Raw genomic sequence first — 20,080 nt, forward strand, 5'->3', positions numbered from 1 at the left:
CGACGCCATGCCCAGTGCCCGTAAGCCGGCCGGCAGGTCCCGAGCCCGCAGTTACGATCCCGCCCGGACCCGCGCCGCCGTCATTGCGCAGTTCGGTCACGTACGCGACGCCGTACGGCAGTTGTCCCCCGAGCAGTTCGCGCTGCCCACCCGCCTCGGCGACTGGACGGTGCGCGAGCTGGTCGCGCACCTCTCCATGGCGCTCGAACAGGTCCCCGCGGCCCTGGCGCAGCCCGCGCCGCCCGCCCAGGAGGTCACTCTCGCCACCTGGCCGTCCGCGACCCGCGCGCTGGCCGGGAAGGTGGACGAGATCGCCCGCGGGACGGCGGCCTCGGCGGCGCCGGCCGACCTCCTGGACCGAGCCGCCGCCCGCTACGCCGAAGCCGTTCCGGACGCCCCCGGCGACCGGCTGCTGGCGGCCCGTATCGGCGCCATGCGGCTGGACGACTTCCTGGTGGTCCGCTGCGTCGAACTGGTGGTGCACACCGACGACCTGGCCGCCGCCACCGGCCTGGACATCCCGTACGACCGCCAGGCCCTGGCCACCGCCACCCGGCTGCTCGCCGACGCGCTCGCCACGAAGGCGCCCGGCGGCTCGGTCGAGGTCCGGGTGCCGCCGTTCGCCGTCGTCCAGTGCGTCGAGGGTCCCAGGCACACCCGCGGTACGCCGCCGAACGTCGTCGAGACCGACCCGATGACCTGGCTCCGCCTGGCCACCGGCCGTACGGCGTGGCCCGCGGCGGTCGAGGCGGCCGACGTCAGCGCCAGCGGCGAACGGGCCGATCTCGCACCGTACTTGCCCCTTATGGGCTGATTGCCGCCCCCGCCCGGAACGGCCGTTCCCGGTAAGCGGATCCGGCCGCGGTGGCCGGGCCCGCGCCGCCCACGGCCAGGGTGTCGGCGGCGGTGGCGGACCGCCACGGAAATGTGGGGGAAGGCAGCACGGGGAGCCGGGTCGAAAAGCCCGGAATTCACCGGATACGCGCGCCGGCGGGCCACCTCCGAATGGCGGAGTGGCGCATTTCACCCCACGTCGCGACGGTGATGAGGACGATGCTGCGGCGCGCGTCGGTCCCGCGCCGGAACGGGGCGGTCCTCACGTGAAGAGAATGTGAAAAGAAGGGCGCTCAGGCGCGCCGCGCGCAGCGACGGATGGCGCTCGCGACGCGATCGAGGCCGACGTGGCGGCGCTGCACCAAGGGCTGCGAGATGTGCATGGCGCGTGATCCTGTCCGTGAGCGGGTGCTCACGTCGGGCATTCACCGGGCCCGGAATGCGGCTCCGGCTACCGTCCCGGTTCGATCCCCGGTTCGGATGAATCGCGGACCTGCCCTAGACTCGGTGCTGTGCCACGTGGTGACGGACGACTCAGCCACGACCTGCTCCCCGGCGAGAAGGGCCCCCAGGACGCATGCGGCGTCTTCGGTGTCTGGGCTCCGGGTGAAGAGGTCGCCAAACTCACCTATTTCGGGCTGTATGCCCTGCAACACCGCGGACAGGAGTCCGCGGGCATCGCAGTGAGCAACGGCTCCCAAATCCTCGTTTTCAAGGACATGGGCCTGGTTTCCCAGGTCTTCGACGAGACATCCCTCGGTTCCCTCCAGGGCCACATCGCCGTGGGCCACGCCCGCTACTCCACCACCGGCGCCTCGGTGTGGGAGAACGCGCAGCCGACGTTCCGTGCCACCGCGCACGGCTCGATCGCGCTCGGCCACAACGGCAACCTGGTCAACACCGCCGAACTCGCCGAGATGGTCGCCGCGCTGCCCCGCGAGGGCGGCCGCGCGACCCAGGTCGCGGCGACCAACGACACCGACCTCGTGACGGCCCTGCTGGCCGGCCAGGTCGACGAGGACGGCAAGCCGCTGACCGTCGAGGAGGCCGCGCCGCGCGTCCTTCCCAAGGTCATGGGCGCCTTCTCGCTGTGCTTCATGGACGAGCACACGCTGTACGCGGCCCGCGACCCGCAGGGCATCCGCCCGCTGGTCCTCGGCCGCCTGGAGCGCGGCTGGGTGGTGGCCTCCGAGACGGCCGCCCTGGACATCTGCGGCGCCAGCTTCATCCGGGAGATCGAGCCCGGGGAGATGGTCGCCATCGACGAGAACGGCCTGCGCAGCTCCCGCTTCGCCGAGGCAAAGCCCAAGGGCTGCGTTTTCGAGTACGTCTACCTGGCGCGTCCCGACACCGACATCGCGGGCCGCAACGTGTACCTCTCCCGGGTGGAGATGGGCCGCAGGCTGGCCGCCGAGGCCCCCGCCGACGCCGACCTCGTCATAGCGACCCCGGAGTCCGGCACGCCGGCCGCGGTCGGCTACGCCGAGGCCAGCGGCATCCCGTACGGCGTCGGCCTGGTGAAGAACTCCTACGTCGGCCGGACCTTCATCCAGCCCTCGCAGACCATCCGCCAGCTGGGCATCCGTCTCAAGCTCAACCCCCTCAAAGAAGTCATCCGCGGCAAGCGCCTGGTGGTCGTCGACGACTCGATCGTCCGCGGCAACACCCAGCGCGCCCTGGTCCGCATGCTCCGCGAGGCCGGCGCCGCCGAGGTCCACATCCGGATCTCCTCGCCGCCGATCAAGTGGCCGTGCTTCTACGGCATCGACTTCGCCACCCGCGCCGAACTGATCGCCAACGGTCTGACCGTCGACGAGATCGGCAAGTCGCTGGGCGCCGACTCGCTGTCGTACATCTCGATCGACGGCATGATCGAGTCGACGACGATCGCCAAGCCGGACCTGTGCCGCGCGTGCTTCGACGGCCAGTACCCGGTCGACCTCCCCGACCCGGAGCTGCTGGGCAAGCACCTCCTGGAGTCGGAGACCGCGGGCCAGGCCAAGCCGGACCTGGACGGCGTCGAGACGCTGACGGCCGGGGTCGGCGGCGCCGACGCGCTGCGCCGCCCGTAGAGCTCGTACACACCGACAGGAAAGATCTCAACGCCATGTCTGCCGAGTCTTTTGAGCATGCCCAGCACGCGGGCACCAGCGCCAGCTACGCAGCAGCGGGCGTGGACATCGAAGCGGGCGACCTCGCCGTCGACCTGATGAAGAAGTGGGTCAAGAAGGCCACCCGCCCCGAGGTCGTCGGCGGCCTCGGCGGGTTCGCCGGCCTCTTCGACGCCTCGGCCCTCAAGAGGTACGAGCGTCCGCTGCTCGCCTCGGCCACCGACGGGGTCGGCACGAAGGTCGACATCGCCCGCCGGATGGGCGTGTACGACACGATCGGTCACGACCTCGTCGGCATGGTCGTGGACGACCTGGTCGTCTGCGGTGCCGAGCCGCTGTTCATGACCGACTACATCTGTGTCGGCAAGGTCTACCCGGAGCGGGTCGCGGCGATCGTCAAGGGCATCGCCGAGGGCTGTGTGCTGGCCGGCTGCGCGCTGGTCGGCGGCGAGACCGCCGAGCACCCCGGGCTGCTGGGTGCCGACGACTTCGACGTCGCGGGCGCCGGCACGGGTGTCGTCGAGGCGGACCGGGTGCTGGGCGCGGATCGTATCCGTACGGGTGACGCCGTCATCGCGATGGCATCCTCCGGTCTTCACTCCAACGGGTACTCGCTCGTCCGGCACGTGCTGTTCGACCGCGCCGGGATGTCCCTGGACCAGCGGATCGAGGAGCTCGGCCGGACCCTCGGCGAGGAGCTGCTGGAGCCCACCAAGATCTACTCGCTGGACTGCCTGGCGCTGACCCGCACGGCCGAGGTGCACGCTTTCTCGCACATCACCGGCGGCGGCCTGGCCAACAACCTGGCCCGGGTGATCCCGGACGGCCTGCACGCCACGGTCGACCGGTCCACCTGGACCCCGGACCCGATCTTCGACCTGGTCGGCAAGGCCGGCGACGTGGAGCGGCCGGAGCTGGAGAAGACCCTGAACATGGGCGTCGGCATGATCGCCGTCGTGCCGCAGGAGTCGGTGGACGTGGCCCTGGCCACCCTCGCGGACCGCGGCGTGGACGCCTGGGTCGGCGGCGAGATCGTCGAGCGCGGTGAGCACACCGAGGCAGTGACCCTGACCGGTGACTACTCCGCCTGATTCGCTCGTCAGGGCAGCACAGAACCCGGTCCGAGGTGGCTACCCCGGACCGGGTCCGTGGAACTGCTGTGCACACCGTGCACGTACGACAGAGAAGACGTCGTACGTCAGGCGCGACGACGCTGCTGGGACGAGTTGCCCTCGTCCTCGTCATCGTCGTCTCGGTTGTAAAGGTCGGCGTACCGCGCGTACGGGTCGTCGTCCTCGTCATCCTCGAACGGCTCGCCGTTCGGCGGCTGCTGCTGTGCCGGCTGTTGCGGCGATGCACCCAGCTCTTCGGCCAGGCGTGAGAGATCAGTCCCACCGCTGTTGTACTTCAGCTGGCGGGCGACCTTCGTCTGCTTGGCCTTGGCCCGGCCGCGCCCCATGGCTCGACCCCCTCAACGACGGGGCTCGACGGCCCCAGAGTCTTGACACGCGTTCATGATTCAGAGCGGACTCTCGACGGAGAGACCGGCCCGTAGGGCTTTAACGGTACCTGCTTCCGCGGCCATACGGTACGTCGCCCGCATCACCGACCGCTCGGCACGACCGGCGAGACGCCCCGTCCCCGCTGGTCAGCTGCGATTTTAACCTGTCCGCCACGGCGACCCGCCGACGGGTGGTGAGGGATGTCTCCTTCACTGCCCGTGATCCCTTACGCAATGCTCTGTGATCATTACGGAGGGGCGGGGTGCCGTTTGTGTGTACCGTCCGTGGTGCTCGCTGGTACGGTCTGTGATCGGCGAGGCGTTCCCGGGGATGTTCGGGTGAGCTGCGGGCCGTTCGGAGCACGATCGGATCGCGATCAGCTTCGGTCGAACCCGAGCAATAGCGGGCAGTGTTGAGCGAAACCGGTCGCGGCGAGTGCCGCGACCGGCCAAAAAATGGCGTGAATTCTTCGGTCGGGCGTCAGGCCCGCCGGGCGTCCGCCATCCGCTGCTCGGCCAGCCGGTCCGCCGCCGCGGCGGGCGGAATGCCGTCTTCCTTCGCACGAGCGAATATCGACAGCGTGGTGTCGAAGATCTTCGCGGCCTTCTTCTTGCAGCGGTCGAAGTCGAAGCCGTGCAGCTCGTCGGCCACCTGGATCACGCCGCCGGCGTTCACCACGTAGTCCGGCGCGTAGAGGATGCCGCGGTCGGCGAGGTCCTTCTCGACGCCGGGGTGCGCCAGCTGGTTGTTGGCCGCGCCGCAGACCACCCGCGCGGTCAGCGCCGGCACCGTGTCGTCGTCCAGGGCGCCGCCGAGGGCGCAGGGCGCGTACACGTCCAGACCCGGCGTACGGATCAGCGACCCGGTGTCCGGTGCCACCCGGACCTGCGGGTGCCGGCTGCGGACGCGCTCGATCGACTCGGCGCGCACATCCGTGACCACGACCTCGGCGCCGTCCTCCAGGAGGTGTTCGACGAGGTGGTGGCCCACCTTGCCGACGCCGGCGACGCCGACCTTGCGGCCGCGCAGCGTCGGGTCGCCCCACAGGTGCTGCGCCGAGGCGCGCATGCCCTGGTAGACGCCGAAGGCGGTCAGTACGGAGGAGTCGCCCGCGCCGCCGTTCTCGGGTGAGCGGCCGGTGGTCCACCGGTTCGTGCGGGCGACGACGTCCATGTCCGCCACGTACGTGCCGACGTCGCACGCGGTCACGTAACGGCCGCCGAGGGAAGCCACGAACCGGCCGTACGCGAGCAGGAGTTCTTCGGTCTTGACCAGTTCGGGATCACCGATGATCACCGCCTTGCCGCCGCCGTGGTCGAGCCCGGCGAGGGCGTTCTTGTACGACATGCCGCGGGAGAGGTTCAGGGCGTCCAGCACGGCCTCCTCCTCGGAGGCGTACGCGTGGAAGCGGGTGCCGCCGAGGGCCGGGCCCAGGCGGGTGTCGTGGACGGCGATGACGGCCCGCAGGCCGCTTGCGCGGTCCTGGCAGAGGACGACCTGCTCGTGGCCGCCCTGTTCGGAGCGGAACAGGGTGTGCAGGACGCCCCCGTCGGCGCTGACGGGGGAAGGACGTACGTCGGTCACGGTGGTGACTCCCATAGTCGCGGAGGACGCCCTCCGGTGGCTCCCTGTTGCTTGTGGCAGGGGGAGGGCGGGAGGGCCGGTCGGGAAGAGAGTAAGACCTGAACGGCGCGCTGATCGGTCCAGTGCGGAGGATCACCCTCTCCTGGGGGACGGCCGTGGGACGATTTGCCGTACCCCTGGCCGGGCGGGAACAGCCAACTCCCGGCACTTTGCACCCCTTTGCCATTCTTTGCGGTTGTTCGGCGGACATCACTTTGAAGGAATCGAAGGAGCGGGCGTGGCCTTGGCGTCGTCGGTGACGGTCCCGTACGCGGCATATCTGCGGGTCTACGAGCCGCTGGCAGCGTTCCCCGAGCCGGAGCGCTCCTACTGGGCGCGCTATGCCAAGCGCCCGCGGACCCCCACGGTTCAGGACGAACTTCGGCGGTCCCTGGCCGATTTGCTGCCCACCCCGCCGGTGCCGGTCCCGGTCCACGAGAGCAGCGACGCCTTCGTCGCGGTCGTGGACGGCGTCACGTGCGTCTGCCCCTGGCGGACGCGGCTGCGCGGCTGGCAGGCCCTGGAAGGGCTCTCCGAACTGCTTCCGGCGCCCGTGCTGGACGCGGCGCTGCCGCCCGTGGTGCGGCGGCAGGCGGCCGCCGACTACGAGGAGTGGCTGGAGCGCAATCCGGACGCCCGCCCGTGGATCCGCACCGCCACCTGGCACGTGCCCGTGCGCTGGTTCGCGCTCTTCGGGGACTGCGAGCGGGAGTACACCAAGGGCGAGGACGGTCTGGTGCTGCGGTACCGGACGCCGATGGTGCAGGCGCGGCGCCGCGTGGCCAGGGGGTTGCGGACGCTGCGCGACTCCCTGGAAGAGGGGCCGCTGATCGACGGTCTGATGGACGTGGGCCGGTGGCTGGAGGAGTTCCATCCGCGGGCGCTGGTGGAGCTGGACTACGGCGGGCTGGTGCACGCGGTGCCCGAAGGGCAGCTGGCCGAGGACCGCTCGGCCGCGGAGGTCGCGGAGGGGTTGGCGGCGCTGCGCGAAGGGGACGGCGACCGGGCCGGCGAGGCGTACGAGAGGCTGTCGGACCGGTGGCGTGAGGTGCGCGAGCGTCAGTTCGCCAGCTGAGGCGGAAGTTTCGTACGGGTTCGGGAACCACGGGCGTTGCTGAGGAGTCCCGGTACATGTCCCGGGGTGTTCCCGCGGTCCCTGGAGGCCGTCGTGCGGGCCGCGGGTGGTCTTCTCCACGACTCCGGGCAGACAAAATGATCTGTGGAGTACGGGGTTCGTGCACACTACTGAGGCGAAGTCGTGGGACGTAGGTCCCGATCCGGGCGTTTGCCTCAAGCGTGACCTAAAGCACTGACTTCGGGCCTTGCGGCCAAGCCATACCCTCGTGCCAAAATAGGACAAGGAGCCTGACAAGGGCCCCTTCTGCCCTACTAAGGGCGGATAGTTCGGTATTGCGCTCCTTGGTGGGTCTGGTGGCGGCTGATCACCTTGTGACTGATCGTCACGGTGGTGTGACTGTCCGCTATGGCATAGTCCATCGGCTTCCGCCGAGGTTGAACACCTGAGAGGGCAATTCCATCGGTTTGGCCGACGTGGCTGGACAGATGGTGTAGTTGTAGTGCCGAGGACAAGCCGTTCGTCCTATAACCGACTCGGCCCGCGTCTGCCATTTCGGGCAACGCGGGTCAAGGTGCAGAATTTAGAGGAAAGAACCGTGATGGTTCGGTTCTCCCGAGGAGGCCGCTCATGACCGCTCGCACCCCTGACGCCGAGCCGCTGCTTACCCCCGCCGAGGTCGCCACGATGTTCCGCGTGGACCCGAAGACGGTGACCCGCTGGGCCAAGGCAGGCAGCTCACGTCCATCCGCACGCTCGGAGGGCACCGGCGCTACCGCGAGGCCGAGGTTCGCGCACTGCTGGCGGGCATTCCGCAGCAGCGCAGCGAATCCTGAACAACCGCATAACCGCGCTGTTTTCGGGCCCCCCAACCCGGACGCGGCGAGCGGAGCCCCACCCGGCTCCGCGCAGCTCCACCTAGCACCACACAGCTCCATACGACGCGGAGCCTGCCCCAACAGGCCCCACACCCGCAGCAACCGGGTACGTCATCGATCGCGCTGGACTCCGCCGGGTCCAGCGCGATTTTTTTGCGCGCGCGCCCGCCCCGCGGGCCGTTCCGGCCGGCTGGGCACCGCCCGCGGGGGCCGCAGGGGGCGGGCCCCGCGGTTCTCCGGTCCAGTCGGCGGACTGCCGGGCAGGCGGTGCAATTGCACATATTAAATTGACCGGGTGTAGGGCGGCCGTAAGGTCGGCGGTTCCCGAAACTCGTCCGGTGACACCCGTCACAGGCTCCGGCGCTTGTGGCGTACGCGCCCCTGCGATAGAGGGCCGGCGCGCCGCGTTTCTGCCAACAGCCTCCCACTGAGGGGCCGGTGAGGAAGGCGCCGTTGGTCACCGAGCCGGGGGACTTTCGTCCTCTGCCGTCTCCGGGGGCGGTGTGTACGCCGCGTCAGAGGCCCCCGAGGGCTCCGTGGCGGGCCCGGCGGGCGGTCGGGCGGCGGAGTCGCCTTCCGGGACGCCGGCGGCCCGGCCACGGGGCTCCATGGCGAGCCGCAGCAGGCGGGCGCAGACGGGGCAGTGGCGCGTGAGGTGGCGGTAGCCGGTGGCGGCCGACAGATGGGCTCTCAGGAGCGCCCTGGTCTCGTGCCTGGCAGCTGTCGGCATCGCGCGCTCCCTCCGGCCTCACGTCCTTCCTCGTGACTACCGGCGGCGCGCGCACCAGTCAATACGCGAAAGGGCCCGGAGCCGTACGGGCCGGGTCTCCGGGCGGGGGCGGCCCGCACGGGAAACGCGAACGGCCCGCATCCCAGGGGGATACGGGCCGTTCTCCTGCGGTCCTGACGGGATTTGAACCCGCGGCCTCCACCTTGACAGGGTGGCGAGCACTCCAAACTGCTCCACAGGACCTTGGTGCCGCTTCCGCTTGCGCGGTGCTGCGAAGCAAGACTCTACAGCAGGTCAGGGGGTGCGGTCGAACTCGGTACCGGGTGCCCCGGGCGAAGGGCCCCCGGGGCCGGTCACGCCTTGGGCACCGCCGCGTCCACGGCCTTCACGATCCGCTTGTCGGATACCGGGTACGCGGTGCCGAGCGCGTGCGCGAAGTAGCTCACCCGCAGCTCCTCGATCATCCAGCGGATCTCCCTGGCCTCGGCCGGCACCGGGCGGCCCTTGGGGAACTGTTCCAGCAGCCAGGCGTATTCGTCCTGCATCTCCTTGACCTTCGCCATGCGGGAGCGGTCCCGCTCGGCGTTGTTGGGGAGCTGCTGGAGGCGGCGATCCACGGCGACCAGGTAGCGCATGAGGTCCGGCAGCCGTCCGGCGCCGTGCGCGGTCACGAACCCCGGCCTGACGAGGGCGGCCAGCTGCTCCTTGATGTCCGTGAGGGACGGGAGCAGGGAGGGGAAGGTGGTGGCCTTGAGCCGGCGCTCGCACGCCTGCCAGGCCGCCAGCACCTCCCGGGTCTGCTGGATCGTCTTCATCGTGGCGTCGACCAGGTCGGCGCGCACCGCGTCGAAGAGCTTGCGGAAGGACTCCTCGTCCCAGGCCGGACCGCCGTGTGCGCCGATCAGCCGGTCGGCGGCGGCGGTCACGCAGTCCTCGAAGAGGGCCTGTATGGAGCCGTGCGGGTTCGCGGACAGGGCCAGCTTCTGTTGGTTGGTGAGCTTTCCCTGCGCGAACTTGGCTGGGTTGCTCGGGATATTCAACAAGATCAAACGGCGGGTGCCGGCCCACATCGCCGTCCGCTGCTCCGCCTCGGTGTCGAAGAGGCGTACGGAGACGCTCGTGCCGTCGTCCACCAGCGCGGGGTACGCCTTCAGCGGCTGGCCGCCGCGCCGGGTCTCGAACGTGCGGGGCAGCGTGCCCAGCGTCCAGGACGTCAGGCCGGTGCGCTGTTCCAGGCCGGCCGGCGCCCCCGCGTCCTGGTCGCCGTCCTTGCCGCCCTTGGCGGGCCGTTCGGCGGCCTGCGCGAAGGCCTTGCTGAGGGCCGCCTGCGTCTTCGGCTTGAGCTTGAGGCGCAGCGCTTCGAGGTCCTTGGCCTCGGCCAGCTTGCGGCGCCGCTCGTCGACCACCCGGAACGTGATCTTCAGGTGGTCGGGGACCCTGTCCGTGTCGAAGTCGGCCGGGTCGACCGGGACGCCGACCATCCGCTGGAGGCCGGCCGCCAGTGACGTGGTCAGGGAGCCCTGGAGGGGTACGGCCGAGTCCAGGAAGCGGGCGGCGAAGTTCGGCGCGGGGACGTAGTTGCGGCGGATCGGTTTGGGCAGCGAACGGATCAGTTCGGTCACCAGTTGTTCGCGCAGGCCCGGAATCTGCCAGTCGAAGCCTTCGGAAGAGACCTGGTTGAGGACCTGGAGGGGGACGTGGACGGTCACACCGTCCGCGTCGGCGCCCGGCTCGAACTGGTACGTGACGCGGAACTTCAGCTTTCCCTGCCGCCAGGAGTCCGGGTAGTCGTCCTTGGTGACGGCTTCGGCGGATTCGTTGATGAGCATGGAATGCTCGAAATTGAGCAGCTCCGGCTCTTCGTGACGCTTCTTCTTCCACCACGAGTCGAAATGCGCGCCTGATACGACGTGTTCGGGCAGCCGCTGATCGTAGAAGTCAAAGAGCGTCTCGTCGTCCACGAGGATGTCGCGCCGGCGGGCCCGGTGCTCCAACTCCTCGACCTCGCCGAGCAGTTTGCGATTGTCGTGGAAGAACTGGTGATGGGTGCGCCAGTCGCCCTCGACCAGGGCGTTGCGGATGAACAGGTCCCGGGAGGTCTCCGGGTCGATCCGCCCGTAATTGACCTTCCGCTGCGCGACGATCGGCACGCCGTACAGCGTCACCCGCTCGTACGCCATCACCGCGGCCATCTTCTGTTCCCAGTGCGGCTCGCTGTACGTCCGCTTGACCAGGTGCTGCGCCAGCGGCTCGATCCACTCGGGCTCGATCCTGGCGTTCACCCGCGCCCACAGGCGGGACGTTTCGACCAGCTCCGCCGACATGATCCAGCGCGGCGGCTTCTTGAAGAGGGCCGAGCCGGGAAAGACCGCGAATTTCGCGCTGCGGGCGCCGAGGTATTCGTTCTTGGCGTCCGTGTCCTTCAACCCGATGTGCGAAAGCAAACCGGAGAGGAGGGAGGTGTGAATGTGCTCGGGCGCCGCGTCCTGCTCGGCGAGATGGACCCCCATCGTCTTGGCGACCGTACGCAACTGCGAGTAGATGTCCTGCCACTCGCGTATCCGCAGGTAATTCAGGAACTCGCTGCGGCACATGCGGCGGAACGCCGACGACGACAGTGCTTTCTGCTGCTCGCGCACATACCGCCACAGGTTCAGATAGGCCAGGAAGTCGCTGGTCTCGTCCTTGAAGCGGGCGTGCTGCTGGTCGGCCTGCTGCTGCTTGTCGGAGGGTCGCTCGCGCGGGTCCTGGATGGACAGCGCCGCCGCGATGACCATGACCTCGCGTACGCAGCCGTTGCGGTCGGCCTCCAGCACCATCCGGGCCAGCCGCGGGTCCACCGGCAGCTGCGAGAGCTTGCGCCCCAGCTGGGTGAGCCGCTTCTTCGGGTCCTTCTGCTTCGGGTCGATCGCGCCCAGCTCGTGCAGCAGGTCCACGCCGTCCTTGATGTTGCGGCGGTCCGGCGGGTCGATGAAGGGGAACTTCTCGATGTCGCCGAGGCCGGCCGCGGTCATCTGGAGGATGACGGAGGCCAGGTTCGTCCGCAGGATCTCGGCGTCGGTGAACTCCGGGCGGGAGAGGAAGTCCTCCTCCGAGTACAGCCGGATGCAGATGCCGTCGCTGGTACGGCCGCAGCGGCCCTTGCGCTGGTTGGCGCTGGCCTGCGAGACCGGCTCGATCGGCAGCCGCTGGACCTTGGTGCGGTAGCTGTAGCGGGAGATCCGGGCCATGCCCGGGTCGATCACGTACCGGATGCCGGGGACGGTCAGCGAGGTCTCCGCGACGTTGGTCGCGAGAACGATCCTGCGCCCGGTGTGCCGCTGGAAGACGCGGTGCTGCTCGGCGTGCGAGAGGCGCGCGTACAGCGGCAGCACCTCGGTGGCGGGCAGGTTCTTCTTGTTGAGCGCGTCCGCCGTGTCGCGGATCTCGCGCTCGCCGGAGAGGAACACCAGGACGTCCCCGGGCCCCTCGGCCTGGAGCTCGTCCACGGCGTCGCAGATCGCGGTGATCTGGTCCCGGTCGCTGTCGGTGCCGCCCTCCTCCAGGAGCGGGCGGTAGCGGACCTCGACCGGGTACGTACGTCCCGAGACCTCGACGATGGGCGCGCTGGGCGTCTCGTCCCCGTCCCCCTCGGCCGGTACGGAGGCGAAGGAGCCGAAGTGCCGGGCGAACCGTTCCGGGTCGATGGTCGCGGAGGTGATGACGACCTTCAGGTCGGGACGCCTGGGCAGCAGCTGGGCCAGGTACCCGAGGATGAAGTCGATGTTGAGGCTGCGCTCGTGGGCCTCGTCGATGATGATCGTGTCGTACTGGCGCAGCTCGCGGTCGGTCTGGATCTCCGCGAGCAGGATGCCGTCGGTCATCAGCTTCACGAGGGTGTCGGAGCCGACCTGGTCGGTGAAGCGGACCTTCCAGCCGACCGCCTCGCCCAGCGGGGTCCGCAGCTCCTCGGCGACCCGCTCGGCGACCGTGCGGGCCGCGATCCGGCGCGGCTGCGTGTGCCCGATCAGACCGCGTACGCCGCGGCCCAGCTCCAGGCAGATCTTGGGGATCTGGGTCGTCTTGCCGGACCCCGTCTCGCCGGCGACGATCACGACCTGGTGGTCGCGTATCGCCTCAAGGATCTCGTCCTTCTTCTGGCTGACCGGCAGCTGCTCCGGATACGTGATCGCGGGCACCGCGGCGCGGCGCCGCTCGACGCGCAGCTCCGCCTCCTCGATCCCGGCGGCGATCTCGGCGAGCACGGCCGCGCGGGCCTCGGGCTTACGGATCCGGCGCGCGCCGTCGAGCCGGCGCCCCAGCCGCTGCTGGTCGCGCAGCATCAGCTCGGGCAGCCGCTCCAGCAGAGCGGGCAGGGCGGGGGCGGCACCGTCGGGCCGGGCGGAGGCAGGCTGACTGGACATACGGGTCCCAGGATCTCACCTCCGTGAATACGGTGGCGAACGAATTGCGGCGGGGCGGCCGCGGGGGCGGGCCGGGCCGGGGTGCGCCGGGCCCTTCGCACAGTGGGCCGACCAGCAGGGGAATGTCCGGGATAGGTGTTTTAGCGTGGCCTCATGGATGATCAGCACGGTGACCAGGCCCACCCGCACGGAGCTCACGGACGGCCGCTGACCCAGACCGAGAAATGGGCCGCGTTCAAGAAATCGCCGTTCTTCCCCGCCCTCGTGCTGGTCTTCATCCTCGCCGTCGCCGCGGGTCTCTTCGCCGGCTCTTACACGTACACGATGGCCAACCCGACCCCGCGCCACATCCCGACCGCCGTGGTGGGGCCGCCGGACTCGCCGCACGGCAAGGCCTTCGCCGACGGCATGGAGAAGGCCCTGAACGCCTCGCTCCAGTTGCACGCGTACGACACGTACGCCGCGGCCGAGGCGGGGGTCGAGGAGCAGGAGGTCTTCGCGATCCTGCGGGTGCGGGACAAGGGCGTGGAGCTGGACGTGGCCTCGGCGGCGGGCGCCCAGGTCGCGCAGGTGCTCGAACAGGCGGGCCCGGAGGTGGGCCGGGCGGTCGGCGTGCCGGTCGAGGTCAAGGACCTCAAGCCGCTCCAGGAGGGCGATCCGCGGGGCCTCGCCCTCTTCTACATCTCGCTCGCCGCGGTGATCATCGGCTTCGTCGGCGCGATCCAGCTGAGCGTGCACGCCCGCGGCCTCAACCCGCTGGAGCGGATCGCCTTCACCGCGCTGTACGCGCTGCTCGGCGCGTTCGCGATCGCCGCGGTCGTGGACTGGCTGCTGGGCGCGCTCGACCTGCCGTTCGTGGAGTCCTGGCTGATCCTGGCGCTGACGATGTTCGCGTCCGGCATGGTCTTCACGATGTTCAACACCCTGATCGGGCGCTGGGCGATGATTCCGACGTGGGGCCTGATGGTGCTCCTGGGCAACCCGTCCTCGGGCGGTGCGGTCTCCTGGCCCCTGCTGCCGTCCGTGCTCGGCCACATCGGCCGCTGGCTGCCGCCGGGCGCCTCGGTGAACGCGCAGCACACGGCGGTCTACTTCGGCGCCTCGCAGCACGCCTTCCCGTTCCTGGTGCTGGCCGGCTGGGCGCTGGTCTCGTGCGCGGTCTTCTGGGTGTGGCGGCACCGGCACCCGGGCGGGCGCGAGGTGCCGTCGCGTGGTTCGGGGGCGCACGCGGCGGGCGCCTGACGCACGCGGGGCCGGCCGCCTCCGGGGCGGCCGGCCCGCACACGGAACGCGGCGCGTCCCCGGACGACGAAAGAGGCCCCGATCCGGAGATCGGGGCCTCTTCCCACTTCTGGTGGCTGGGGCCGGGGTCGAACCGGCGACCTATCGCTTTTCAGGCGATCGCTCGTACCAACTGAGCTACCCAGCCACAGCGGTCCTGACGGGATTTGAACCCGCGGCCTCCACCTTGACAGGGTGGCGAGCACTCCAAACTGCTCCACAGGACCTTGCACGGTGCGAGTTTCGGCGAACCTATTCTCGCACACGGTAATGCGTGCCCCCAACGGGATTCGAACCCGTGCTACCGCCTTGAAAGGGCGGCGTCCTGGGCCACTAGACGATGAGGGCTGATGGCCCGCCTTGGTGCCTTGTGGGGCGCCGTCGGGGACGTGAGAAGCATATGGGATGCAGGGACCGTTCGCCAAAACGGTTTGCGGGGGACCGGCGGCGGGGGGCCGCGATGGTGCGTTCGGCGGTGTGTTCGGTGGTGCGTTCGAGTAGGCCCCGCCGCCGGTCCCGGCCCTACGGGCGGCCGGGCGACGGCGTACCGGTCCGGGCCGCCGAGCCGCCCGGGGACGGCGCGCCGGGCGACCCCGTACCGGGCGACGGCGTGGCCCCCGGCAGGTTCTCCTTCGGCAGGTGGCGGCTGACCTCGGCACTCGACAGGCCCAGCCCGCCGAGCGTGATCTCGTCCCACGCCTGGAGACGCCTGGTCCCGCGGTCCAGGTAGAGGACGGACGCCTGCACCGGCGCCGGCTTCTTGCCCTGCACGGCGCGCAGCCCGCCGCCGCCCGTGGAGCCCTCCACCATCAGCCGGGTGCCCTGAGGGAGCACGCTGTTCTCGCGGTGGTGGATGTGGCCGGCCAGCGCCAGCGGGGCCAGGCCGTCCGCCTCGGCCGCCGCGACCGGGTTGTGCGCCAGCGCGATGTCCACGGGCGTGCCCGCGAGCCGCTGCGTACGGAGCGAGTCGGCCAGCTTGCCGCCCGCCGTGCGTTCGGCGAAGTCCCCCTCCGCGACGACCGAGCGGTCCGGCGTGAACTGCGGGTCGCCGACGCCCGCGATCCGCAGCCCGCCGACGCTCACCGCCCGCCCGTCGTCGAGGACCGTGGCGTTCTTGCGGGTCGCGAGGTACTTCTGCGTCGCGGCGGAGTCGTGGTTGCCGCGGACCCACACGTACGGGGCGCCGAGCGTGGCGACGGGGTCCAGGAAGGCGTTCTCGGCCGCCGAGCCGTGGTCCATGGTGTCGCCGGTGTCCACGATCACGTCGATCTTGTACTGCTTGACCAGCGACTTGACGATCTGCCAGGCCGCCGGGTTGAGGTGGATGTCGGAGACGTGCAGCACGCGGATCGTGGTGGGGTCGGGCTCGTAGGCGGGCAGGGTGGAGGCCGCTTCGTAGAGTTTGGTCACGTTCGTCACCAGGCGCGCCAACTCCTTCTGGTAGACGTCGAAGTCGCTGACGATGCTGCGGGCGTTGCCGACCACCGAGGGCGCCGAGGAGAGCAGTCCGGAGAACTTCGGCTCCAGGACGGACTTGGGGTTCCAGGTGGCGTACGCGGCGGCCCCCGACGACGCCAGCAGCGCGAGCGCCAGGCCGCCGGCGGCCAGCGCGCGGCGCGGCCTGCGGTAGACGGCCAGGCCCAGCGCGGTGGCGCCGGAGACCACCGCGACGCAGGAGCGGAAGGCGAGGGTGCCGGTGCCGCTGACGACGTCGCGGGTGACCTGGTCCTGGAGGCCGGCGAACCGTTCAGGGTGGTCGACCAGGGCCTGCGCCCTTACGGGGTCGAGCCGGTCGACGTCGACGTCCAGGCGTATCGGCGCGTAGTGGCTGCGCAGTTCCAGGGCGCCCAGCGGCGAGACGTTGATCTTCGTGCCGCCGGAGAACGACGGGCGGAGTGTCATGTTCGTGTCCACCGGCCCCACCGGCGCGTGGATGCTGCCGACGATCAGCAGGCCCAGCCAGGCGCCCAGCAGGGTGACGGCGATCAGGCCGATGGCGCGGGCGTACGGGTGCGGGGTGTGGGTGAGGGTGCTGGTGGGGGCGGTGTGGTGGGAGCGGTAGTCGCGGAGGAAGGCGGCGGGCAGGCCCCGCACCCGGGCCAGCGAGGCGCGGAGCAGCCGGAACACGGGGGAGCCGGGGGGTGTGCCCCCGGGCGGCGCGACACGGGCCATTGGGCGCGTATGCCCGTGCCCCGCGCCCGGTATGCCGGAGGGTGGCCCCGGCTGTCCGCTTCCCGGGATCCCGCTGCCGCGCGGTGGCGTGGCGGACAATGGGTGGTGTGCTGGAGATGACGCGCGAGGAGTTCGAGGAACTGGTGGCCGAGGCGCTGGACCGGATCCCGCCGGAGCTGACGCGGCTGATGGACAACGTGGCGGTGTTCGTCGAGGACGAACCACCGGCCGAGGACCCCGACCTCCTCGGGCTCTACGAGGGGACGCCGCTGACCGACCGCGGCGAGTGGTACGCGGGCGTGCTGCCCGACCGGATCACGATCTACCGGGGCCCGACGCTGCGGATGTGCGACACCCGGGAGGACGTGGTGGCCGAGACGGAGGTCACCGTCGTCCACGAGATCGCGCACCACTTCGGGATCGACGACGAGCGGCTGCACGCGCTGGGCTACGGCTGAGCGCCGGGCCGGGGTCCGGGGCGTGCGCGGTGCGCCGAGCGCCTGTGGCGGGCGCCGGGGCGGCGATCCGGGCACGCGCAGGGGATCTCGTGCGCGCGGCGCGTGTCCTCCGGTGGGCGGCGGGAGTTGGGCAGGGCGTTCATCTCCGCAGTCTCCGCGCTCCGGATCCGGAGGTCCCGCCCGTGCGCCCGATCGCTTCCCCCCTTCCCGGCCCGGCCCGCAACCGCCTCGCCGCCGCCGTGGCCGTCGCCTCCGCCCTGGCCGCGTCGCTGAGCGGCTGCATGAGCGTGAGCGATCCGCAGTCGCCCCGGCCCTCGGGCTCGCCCGCGCGGCTCGACGGCGGGCCGGAACCGGACGGCGGGACGGTCGACGGACGCGGGGGCGCGGGGCCGCGGCGGATGGGGCGCGCGGAGGGCGGGCACGGCACGGAGGGGCACGCGGGCGCCCCCGCGACCGGCCGCGCGCCGACGGCGGACAAGGCGGAGCCCCACCCCGAGCCCGCGTCGGGCGCCGCGCCCGGTGCCGCACAGCCCGGAGCGCCGGGTTCCGGGCCTGCGGCCCCCGCCCCGTCGCGGCCCATCGGCGGCCGGCCCTCGTCGACGGCCCAGCCGCCCCGTACGACACCGACCGCGAAGCCGACGCCGAGCGCGAGCCCGGACCCGGCGCCGAGCACCCCGCCGTCGGCCCCGTCGTCCGAGCCGCCCGCCCCTTCGAAGCCGGAGAGCGCGGGATGAAAAGCGGCTTTGCGGAGTCCTGAGGGGGCTGTGACCAGGGGGAATGCGGGGCGCGCGGAGGTCGCGGGGGTGTCGGTGGGTGCGGGGGGCAGGGAAGGCATTTGCCTTCCGGGGGTCGGGGTGAGTATGGTGGTAGATCGTTTGATCCCATTTGCCCGGCGCCTGCAGAAGCGCGCCGCGTGGCGCGTTCTCTCCCTTGCCGTGGCTGACCGCATTGAGGCGGTCGTTTGTGAAGTCTCACGGAGTTTGGGCGCGTGCCTGTGCCGAGACTCCGGAAGGTTTCGCATTTAGCATGTCCATTTCCACTGATCAGTCCGTCCTGCCCGCAACCGACGAGCAGGCGACCCCCCAGCAGGACCAGCCGCAGGACCAGGCCGTCGCCGAGGCGCCGGCCGAGGTGACCGAAGCGGCTGCCCAGGCCGACGCCCCCACGGAGCCCGTGGCCGAGGCGGACGCCGACACCGAGGACGACACCCCGCAGGTCACCTTCGCTGACCTCGGCCTCGACGAGAAGGTCGTCCGCAAGCTGGCCCAGAACGGCGTCACCACCCCGTTCCCCATCCAGGCCGCGACCATCCCCGACGCGCTCGCGGGCCGCGACATCCTCGGCCGCGGCCGTACCGGCTCCGGCAAGACCCTCTCCTTCGGCCTGCCGCTGCTGAGCCAGCTGGCCGGCGGCTCCACGGAGAAGAAGCGCCCCCGCGGCGTCATCCTCACCCCGACCCGTGAGCTGGCCATGCAGGTCAGCGACGCGCTGCAGCCGTACGGCGACGTCCTGGGCCTCAAGCTCAAGGTCGTCTGCGGCGGTACGTCCATGGGCAACCAGATCTACGCGCTGGAGCGCGGCGTCGACGTCCTCGTCGCCACCCCCGGCCGTCTGCGCGACATCATCAACCGCGGCGCCTGCTCGCTGGACAAGGTGCAGACCGCGGTCCTGGACGAGGCCGACCAGATGGCCGACCTGGGCTTCCTGCCCGAGGTCACCGAACTGCTCGACCTCATCCCGGCCGGCGGCCAGCGCATGCTGTTCTCCGCCACGATGGAGAACGAGATCGGCACCCTGGTCAAGCGCTACCTGACCAACCCGGCGACCCACGAGGTCGACAGCGCCCAGGGCAACGTCACCACCATGACCCACCACGTCCTGGTCGTGAAGCCGAAGGACAAGGCGCCGGTCACCGCCGCCATCGCCGCCCGCAAGGGCCGCACCATCATCTTCGTGCGCACCCAGCTCGGCGCCGACCGCGTCGCCGAGCAGCTGTGTGACTCCGGTGTGCGCGCCGACGCGCTGCACGGCGGCATGACGCAGGGCGCGCGCACCCGCACGCTGGCCGACTTCAAGGACGGCTACGTCAACGTCCTCGTCGCCACCGACGTCGCCGCCCGCGGCATCCACGTCGACGGCATCGACCTGGTTCTGAACGTGGACCCGGCCGGCGACCACAAGGACTACCTGCACCGCTCCGGCCGTACCGCCCGCGCGGGCCGGTCCGGCACGGTCGTCTCGCTGGCCCTGCCGCACCAGCGCCGCCAGATCTTCCGCCTGATGGAGGACGCGGGCGTGGACGCCTCGCGTCACATCGTCGGCGGCGCCGGCGCCTTCGACGAGGACGTGGCCCGGATCACCGGCGCCCGGTCGCTGACCGAGGTGCAGGCCGACTCCGCGAACAACTCCGCCAAGCAGGCCGAGCGCGAGGCGCAGGAGCTCTCCCGCGAGCTGGAGCGCGCGCAGCGCCGTGCCGCCGAGCTGCGCGAGGAGGCCAACCGCCTGACGGCCCGCGCCGCGCGTGAGCGGGGCGAGGACCCGGCGGAGGCCCTGGCCGCCGCCGAGGCCGCCGTGACGGCCGCCGCCGAGGAGGCCACGGAGGCCGCCGTACCGGCCCAGGCCGCCCCCGAGGCCGACGAGGCGCCGCGCCGCTCCTCGTACCGCGACGAGCGGGGCAACTACGAGCGCCGGGACCGCCGCGACAACGACCGCGGCGACCGTGGCGGCTTCAACCGTGACAGCCGTGACCGTCGTGACAACGACCGCGGCGACCGTGGTGACCGTGGTGGTTTCCGTCGTGACGACCGTTCCGGTGGCGGGTTCAACCGTGACCGCCGTGACGACCGCTCGGGTGGTGGCTTCCGCCGCGACGACCGTTCCGGTGGCGGCTTCAACCGCGACAGCCGCGACGGCCGCGACAGCCGTGACCGTCGTGACAACGACCGCGGCGACCGTGGTGACCGTGGTGGTTTCCGTCGTGACGACCGTTCCGGTGGCGGGTTCAACCGTGACC

Annotated in this window: 13 protein-coding genes, 4 tRNA genes and 1 pseudogene; 9 read left to right on the forward strand and 9 right to left on the reverse strand. The window is 71.1% G+C overall.

Features of this window, described 5'->3' with window-relative positions; genetic code table 11:
- Positions 1-7 precede the first annotated feature (7 nt).
- The 3 genes from ACH4K4_RS07100 to purM all read left to right on the forward strand — a co-directional run bounded on the left by ACH4K4_RS07100 (position 8) and on the right by purM (position 4,036).
- Positions 8-814 carry a sterol carrier family protein gene (locus ACH4K4_RS07100; RefSeq protein WP_398165349.1) on the forward strand — a complete coding sequence of 269 codons (807 nt, stop codon included), beginning with the start codon at positions 8-10 and terminating at the stop codon, positions 812-814.
- 532 nt (positions 815-1,346) lie between these two features.
- Positions 1,347-2,906, forward strand: coding sequence for an amidophosphoribosyltransferase (gene purF / locus ACH4K4_RS07105; RefSeq protein WP_398165351.1), 1,560 nt, complete (start codon positions 1,347-1,349; stop codon positions 2,904-2,906).
- A gap of 35 nt (positions 2,907-2,941) precedes the next feature.
- Entirely contained in the window at positions 2,942-4,036 is a 1,095-nt protein-coding gene (gene purM / locus ACH4K4_RS07110; RefSeq protein WP_398165352.1) for a phosphoribosylformylglycinamidine cyclo-ligase, read from the forward strand.
- Positions 4,037-4,143: 107 nt separating this feature from the next.
- Here purM and ACH4K4_RS07115 read toward each other — a convergent pair whose 3' ends face one another.
- Together ACH4K4_RS07115 and ACH4K4_RS07120 are read right to left on the reverse strand one after the other, a co-directional pair.
- Complete coding sequence (locus tag ACH4K4_RS07115; protein WP_030372983.1) at positions 4,144-4,404, reverse strand: DUF3073 domain-containing protein; 261 nt, start codon at positions 4,402-4,404, stop codon at positions 4,144-4,146.
- Positions 4,405-4,927: 523 nt separating this feature from the next.
- Positions 4,928-6,046: a Leu/Phe/Val dehydrogenase gene (locus ACH4K4_RS07120; RefSeq protein WP_398165354.1), complete on the reverse strand. Its 1,119-nt coding sequence runs from the start codon at positions 6,044-6,046 to the stop codon at positions 4,928-4,930.
- A gap of 262 nt (positions 6,047-6,308) precedes the next feature.
- Here ACH4K4_RS07120 and ACH4K4_RS07125 point away from each other — a divergent pair, with 262 nt between their 5' ends.
- Together ACH4K4_RS07125 and bldC are read left to right on the forward strand one after the other, a co-directional pair.
- On the forward strand, positions 6,309-7,145 hold the full coding sequence (locus ACH4K4_RS07125; protein WP_398165355.1) for a hypothetical protein: 837 nt from the start codon (positions 6,309-6,311) through the stop codon (positions 7,143-7,145).
- Between the two features lie 630 nt (positions 7,146-7,775).
- Positions 7,776-7,981 (forward strand): annotated as a pseudogene (gene bldC / locus ACH4K4_RS07130) (developmental transcriptional regulator BldC).
- Between the two features lie 499 nt (positions 7,982-8,480).
- On the opposite strand, the gene ACH4K4_RS07135 reads toward bldC, so the two are convergent.
- The 3 genes from ACH4K4_RS07135 to hrpA all read right to left on the reverse strand — a co-directional run bounded on the left by ACH4K4_RS07135 (position 8,481) and on the right by hrpA (position 13,156).
- The gene (locus tag ACH4K4_RS07135; protein WP_398165357.1) at positions 8,481-8,753 is read right to left on the reverse strand and encodes a DUF6274 family protein; all 273 of its coding nucleotides are present in this window, start codon (positions 8,751-8,753) and stop codon (positions 8,481-8,483) included.
- A 168-nt stretch (positions 8,754-8,921) separates the two neighbouring features.
- Positions 8,922-8,996, reverse strand: a tRNA-Asp gene (locus tag ACH4K4_RS07140).
- A 110-nt stretch (positions 8,997-9,106) separates the two neighbouring features.
- On the reverse strand, positions 9,107-13,156 hold the full coding sequence (hrpA, locus tag ACH4K4_RS07145; protein ID WP_398165358.1) for an ATP-dependent RNA helicase HrpA: 4,050 nt from the start codon (positions 13,154-13,156) through the stop codon (positions 9,107-9,109).
- A gap of 153 nt (positions 13,157-13,309) precedes the next feature.
- Here hrpA and ACH4K4_RS07150 point away from each other — a divergent pair, with 153 nt between their 5' ends.
- On the forward strand, positions 13,310-14,398 hold the full coding sequence (locus ACH4K4_RS07150; RefSeq protein WP_398165359.1) for an ABC transporter permease: 1,089 nt from the start codon (positions 13,310-13,312) through the stop codon (positions 14,396-14,398).
- 110 nt (positions 14,399-14,508) lie between these two features.
- Here the strand turns inward: ACH4K4_RS07150 and ACH4K4_RS07155 are convergent.
- From ACH4K4_RS07155 to ACH4K4_RS07170, 4 genes are all read right to left on the reverse strand, one after another.
- Positions 14,509-14,585: transfer RNA gene (locus tag ACH4K4_RS07155), tRNA-Phe, on the reverse strand.
- Positions 14,586-14,589: 4 nt separating this feature from the next.
- Positions 14,590-14,664 (reverse strand) — tRNA-Asp (locus ACH4K4_RS07160).
- Between the two features lie 48 nt (positions 14,665-14,712).
- Positions 14,713-14,785, reverse strand: a tRNA-Glu gene (locus ACH4K4_RS07165).
- Between the two features lie 174 nt (positions 14,786-14,959).
- Positions 14,960-16,609 (reverse strand): metallophosphoesterase, encoded by a 1,650-nt coding sequence (locus ACH4K4_RS07170; RefSeq protein WP_398165360.1) that lies wholly within the window; start codon positions 16,607-16,609, stop codon positions 14,960-14,962.
- Positions 16,610-16,716: 107 nt separating this feature from the next.
- Between ACH4K4_RS07170 and ACH4K4_RS07175 the strand changes: the two genes are divergently transcribed.
- The 3 genes from ACH4K4_RS07175 to ACH4K4_RS07185 all read left to right on the forward strand — a co-directional run.
- On the forward strand, positions 16,717-17,067 hold the full coding sequence (locus ACH4K4_RS07175) for a metallopeptidase family protein (protein ID WP_398165362.1): 351 nt from the start codon (positions 16,717-16,719) through the stop codon (positions 17,065-17,067).
- 182 nt (positions 17,068-17,249) lie between these two features.
- Positions 17,250-17,801 (forward strand): hypothetical protein, encoded by a 552-nt coding sequence (locus ACH4K4_RS07180; RefSeq protein WP_398165364.1) that lies wholly within the window; start codon positions 17,250-17,252, stop codon positions 17,799-17,801.
- A gap of 292 nt (positions 17,802-18,093) precedes the next feature.
- Positions 18,094-20,080, forward strand: a 1,987-nt coding sequence (locus ACH4K4_RS07185) for a DEAD/DEAH box helicase (RefSeq protein ID WP_398165365.1), incomplete at its 3' end; no start/stop codon positions are given.

Origin of the sequence: Streptomyces sp. NPDC017529 (assembly GCF_044329785.1) — a bacterium.
Classification (GTDB): Bacteria; Actinomycetota; Actinomycetes; order Streptomycetales; family Streptomycetaceae; genus Streptomyces.

Coding starts and splice junctions, on each gene's coding strand:
- ACH4K4_RS07135 (WP_398165357.1), bottom strand. CDS start 8,753: ATGCCGACAGCTGCCAGGCACGAGACCAGGGCGCTCCTGAGAGCCCAT.
- ACH4K4_RS07120 (WP_398165354.1), bottom strand. CDS start 6,046: ATGGGAGTCACCACCGTGACCGACGTACGTCCTTCCCCCGTCAGCGCC.
- purM (WP_398165352.1), top strand. CDS start 2,942: ATGTCTGCCGAGTCTTTTGAGCATGCCCAGCACGCGGGCACCAGCGCC.
- ACH4K4_RS07100 (WP_398165349.1), top strand. CDS start 8: ATGCCCAGTGCCCGTAAGCCGGCCGGCAGGTCCCGAGCCCGCAGTTAC.
- ACH4K4_RS07170 (WP_398165360.1), bottom strand. CDS start 16,609: ATGGCCCGTGTCGCGCCGCCCGGGGGCACACCCCCCGGCTCCCCCGTG.
- hrpA (WP_398165358.1), bottom strand. CDS start 13,156: ATGTCCAGTCAGCCTGCCTCCGCCCGGCCCGACGGTGCCGCCCCCGCC.
- ACH4K4_RS07150 (WP_398165359.1), top strand. CDS start 13,310: ATGGATGATCAGCACGGTGACCAGGCCCACCCGCACGGAGCTCACGGA.
- ACH4K4_RS07115 (WP_030372983.1), bottom strand. CDS start 4,404: ATGGGGCGCGGCCGGGCCAAGGCCAAGCAGACGAAGGTCGCCCGCCAG.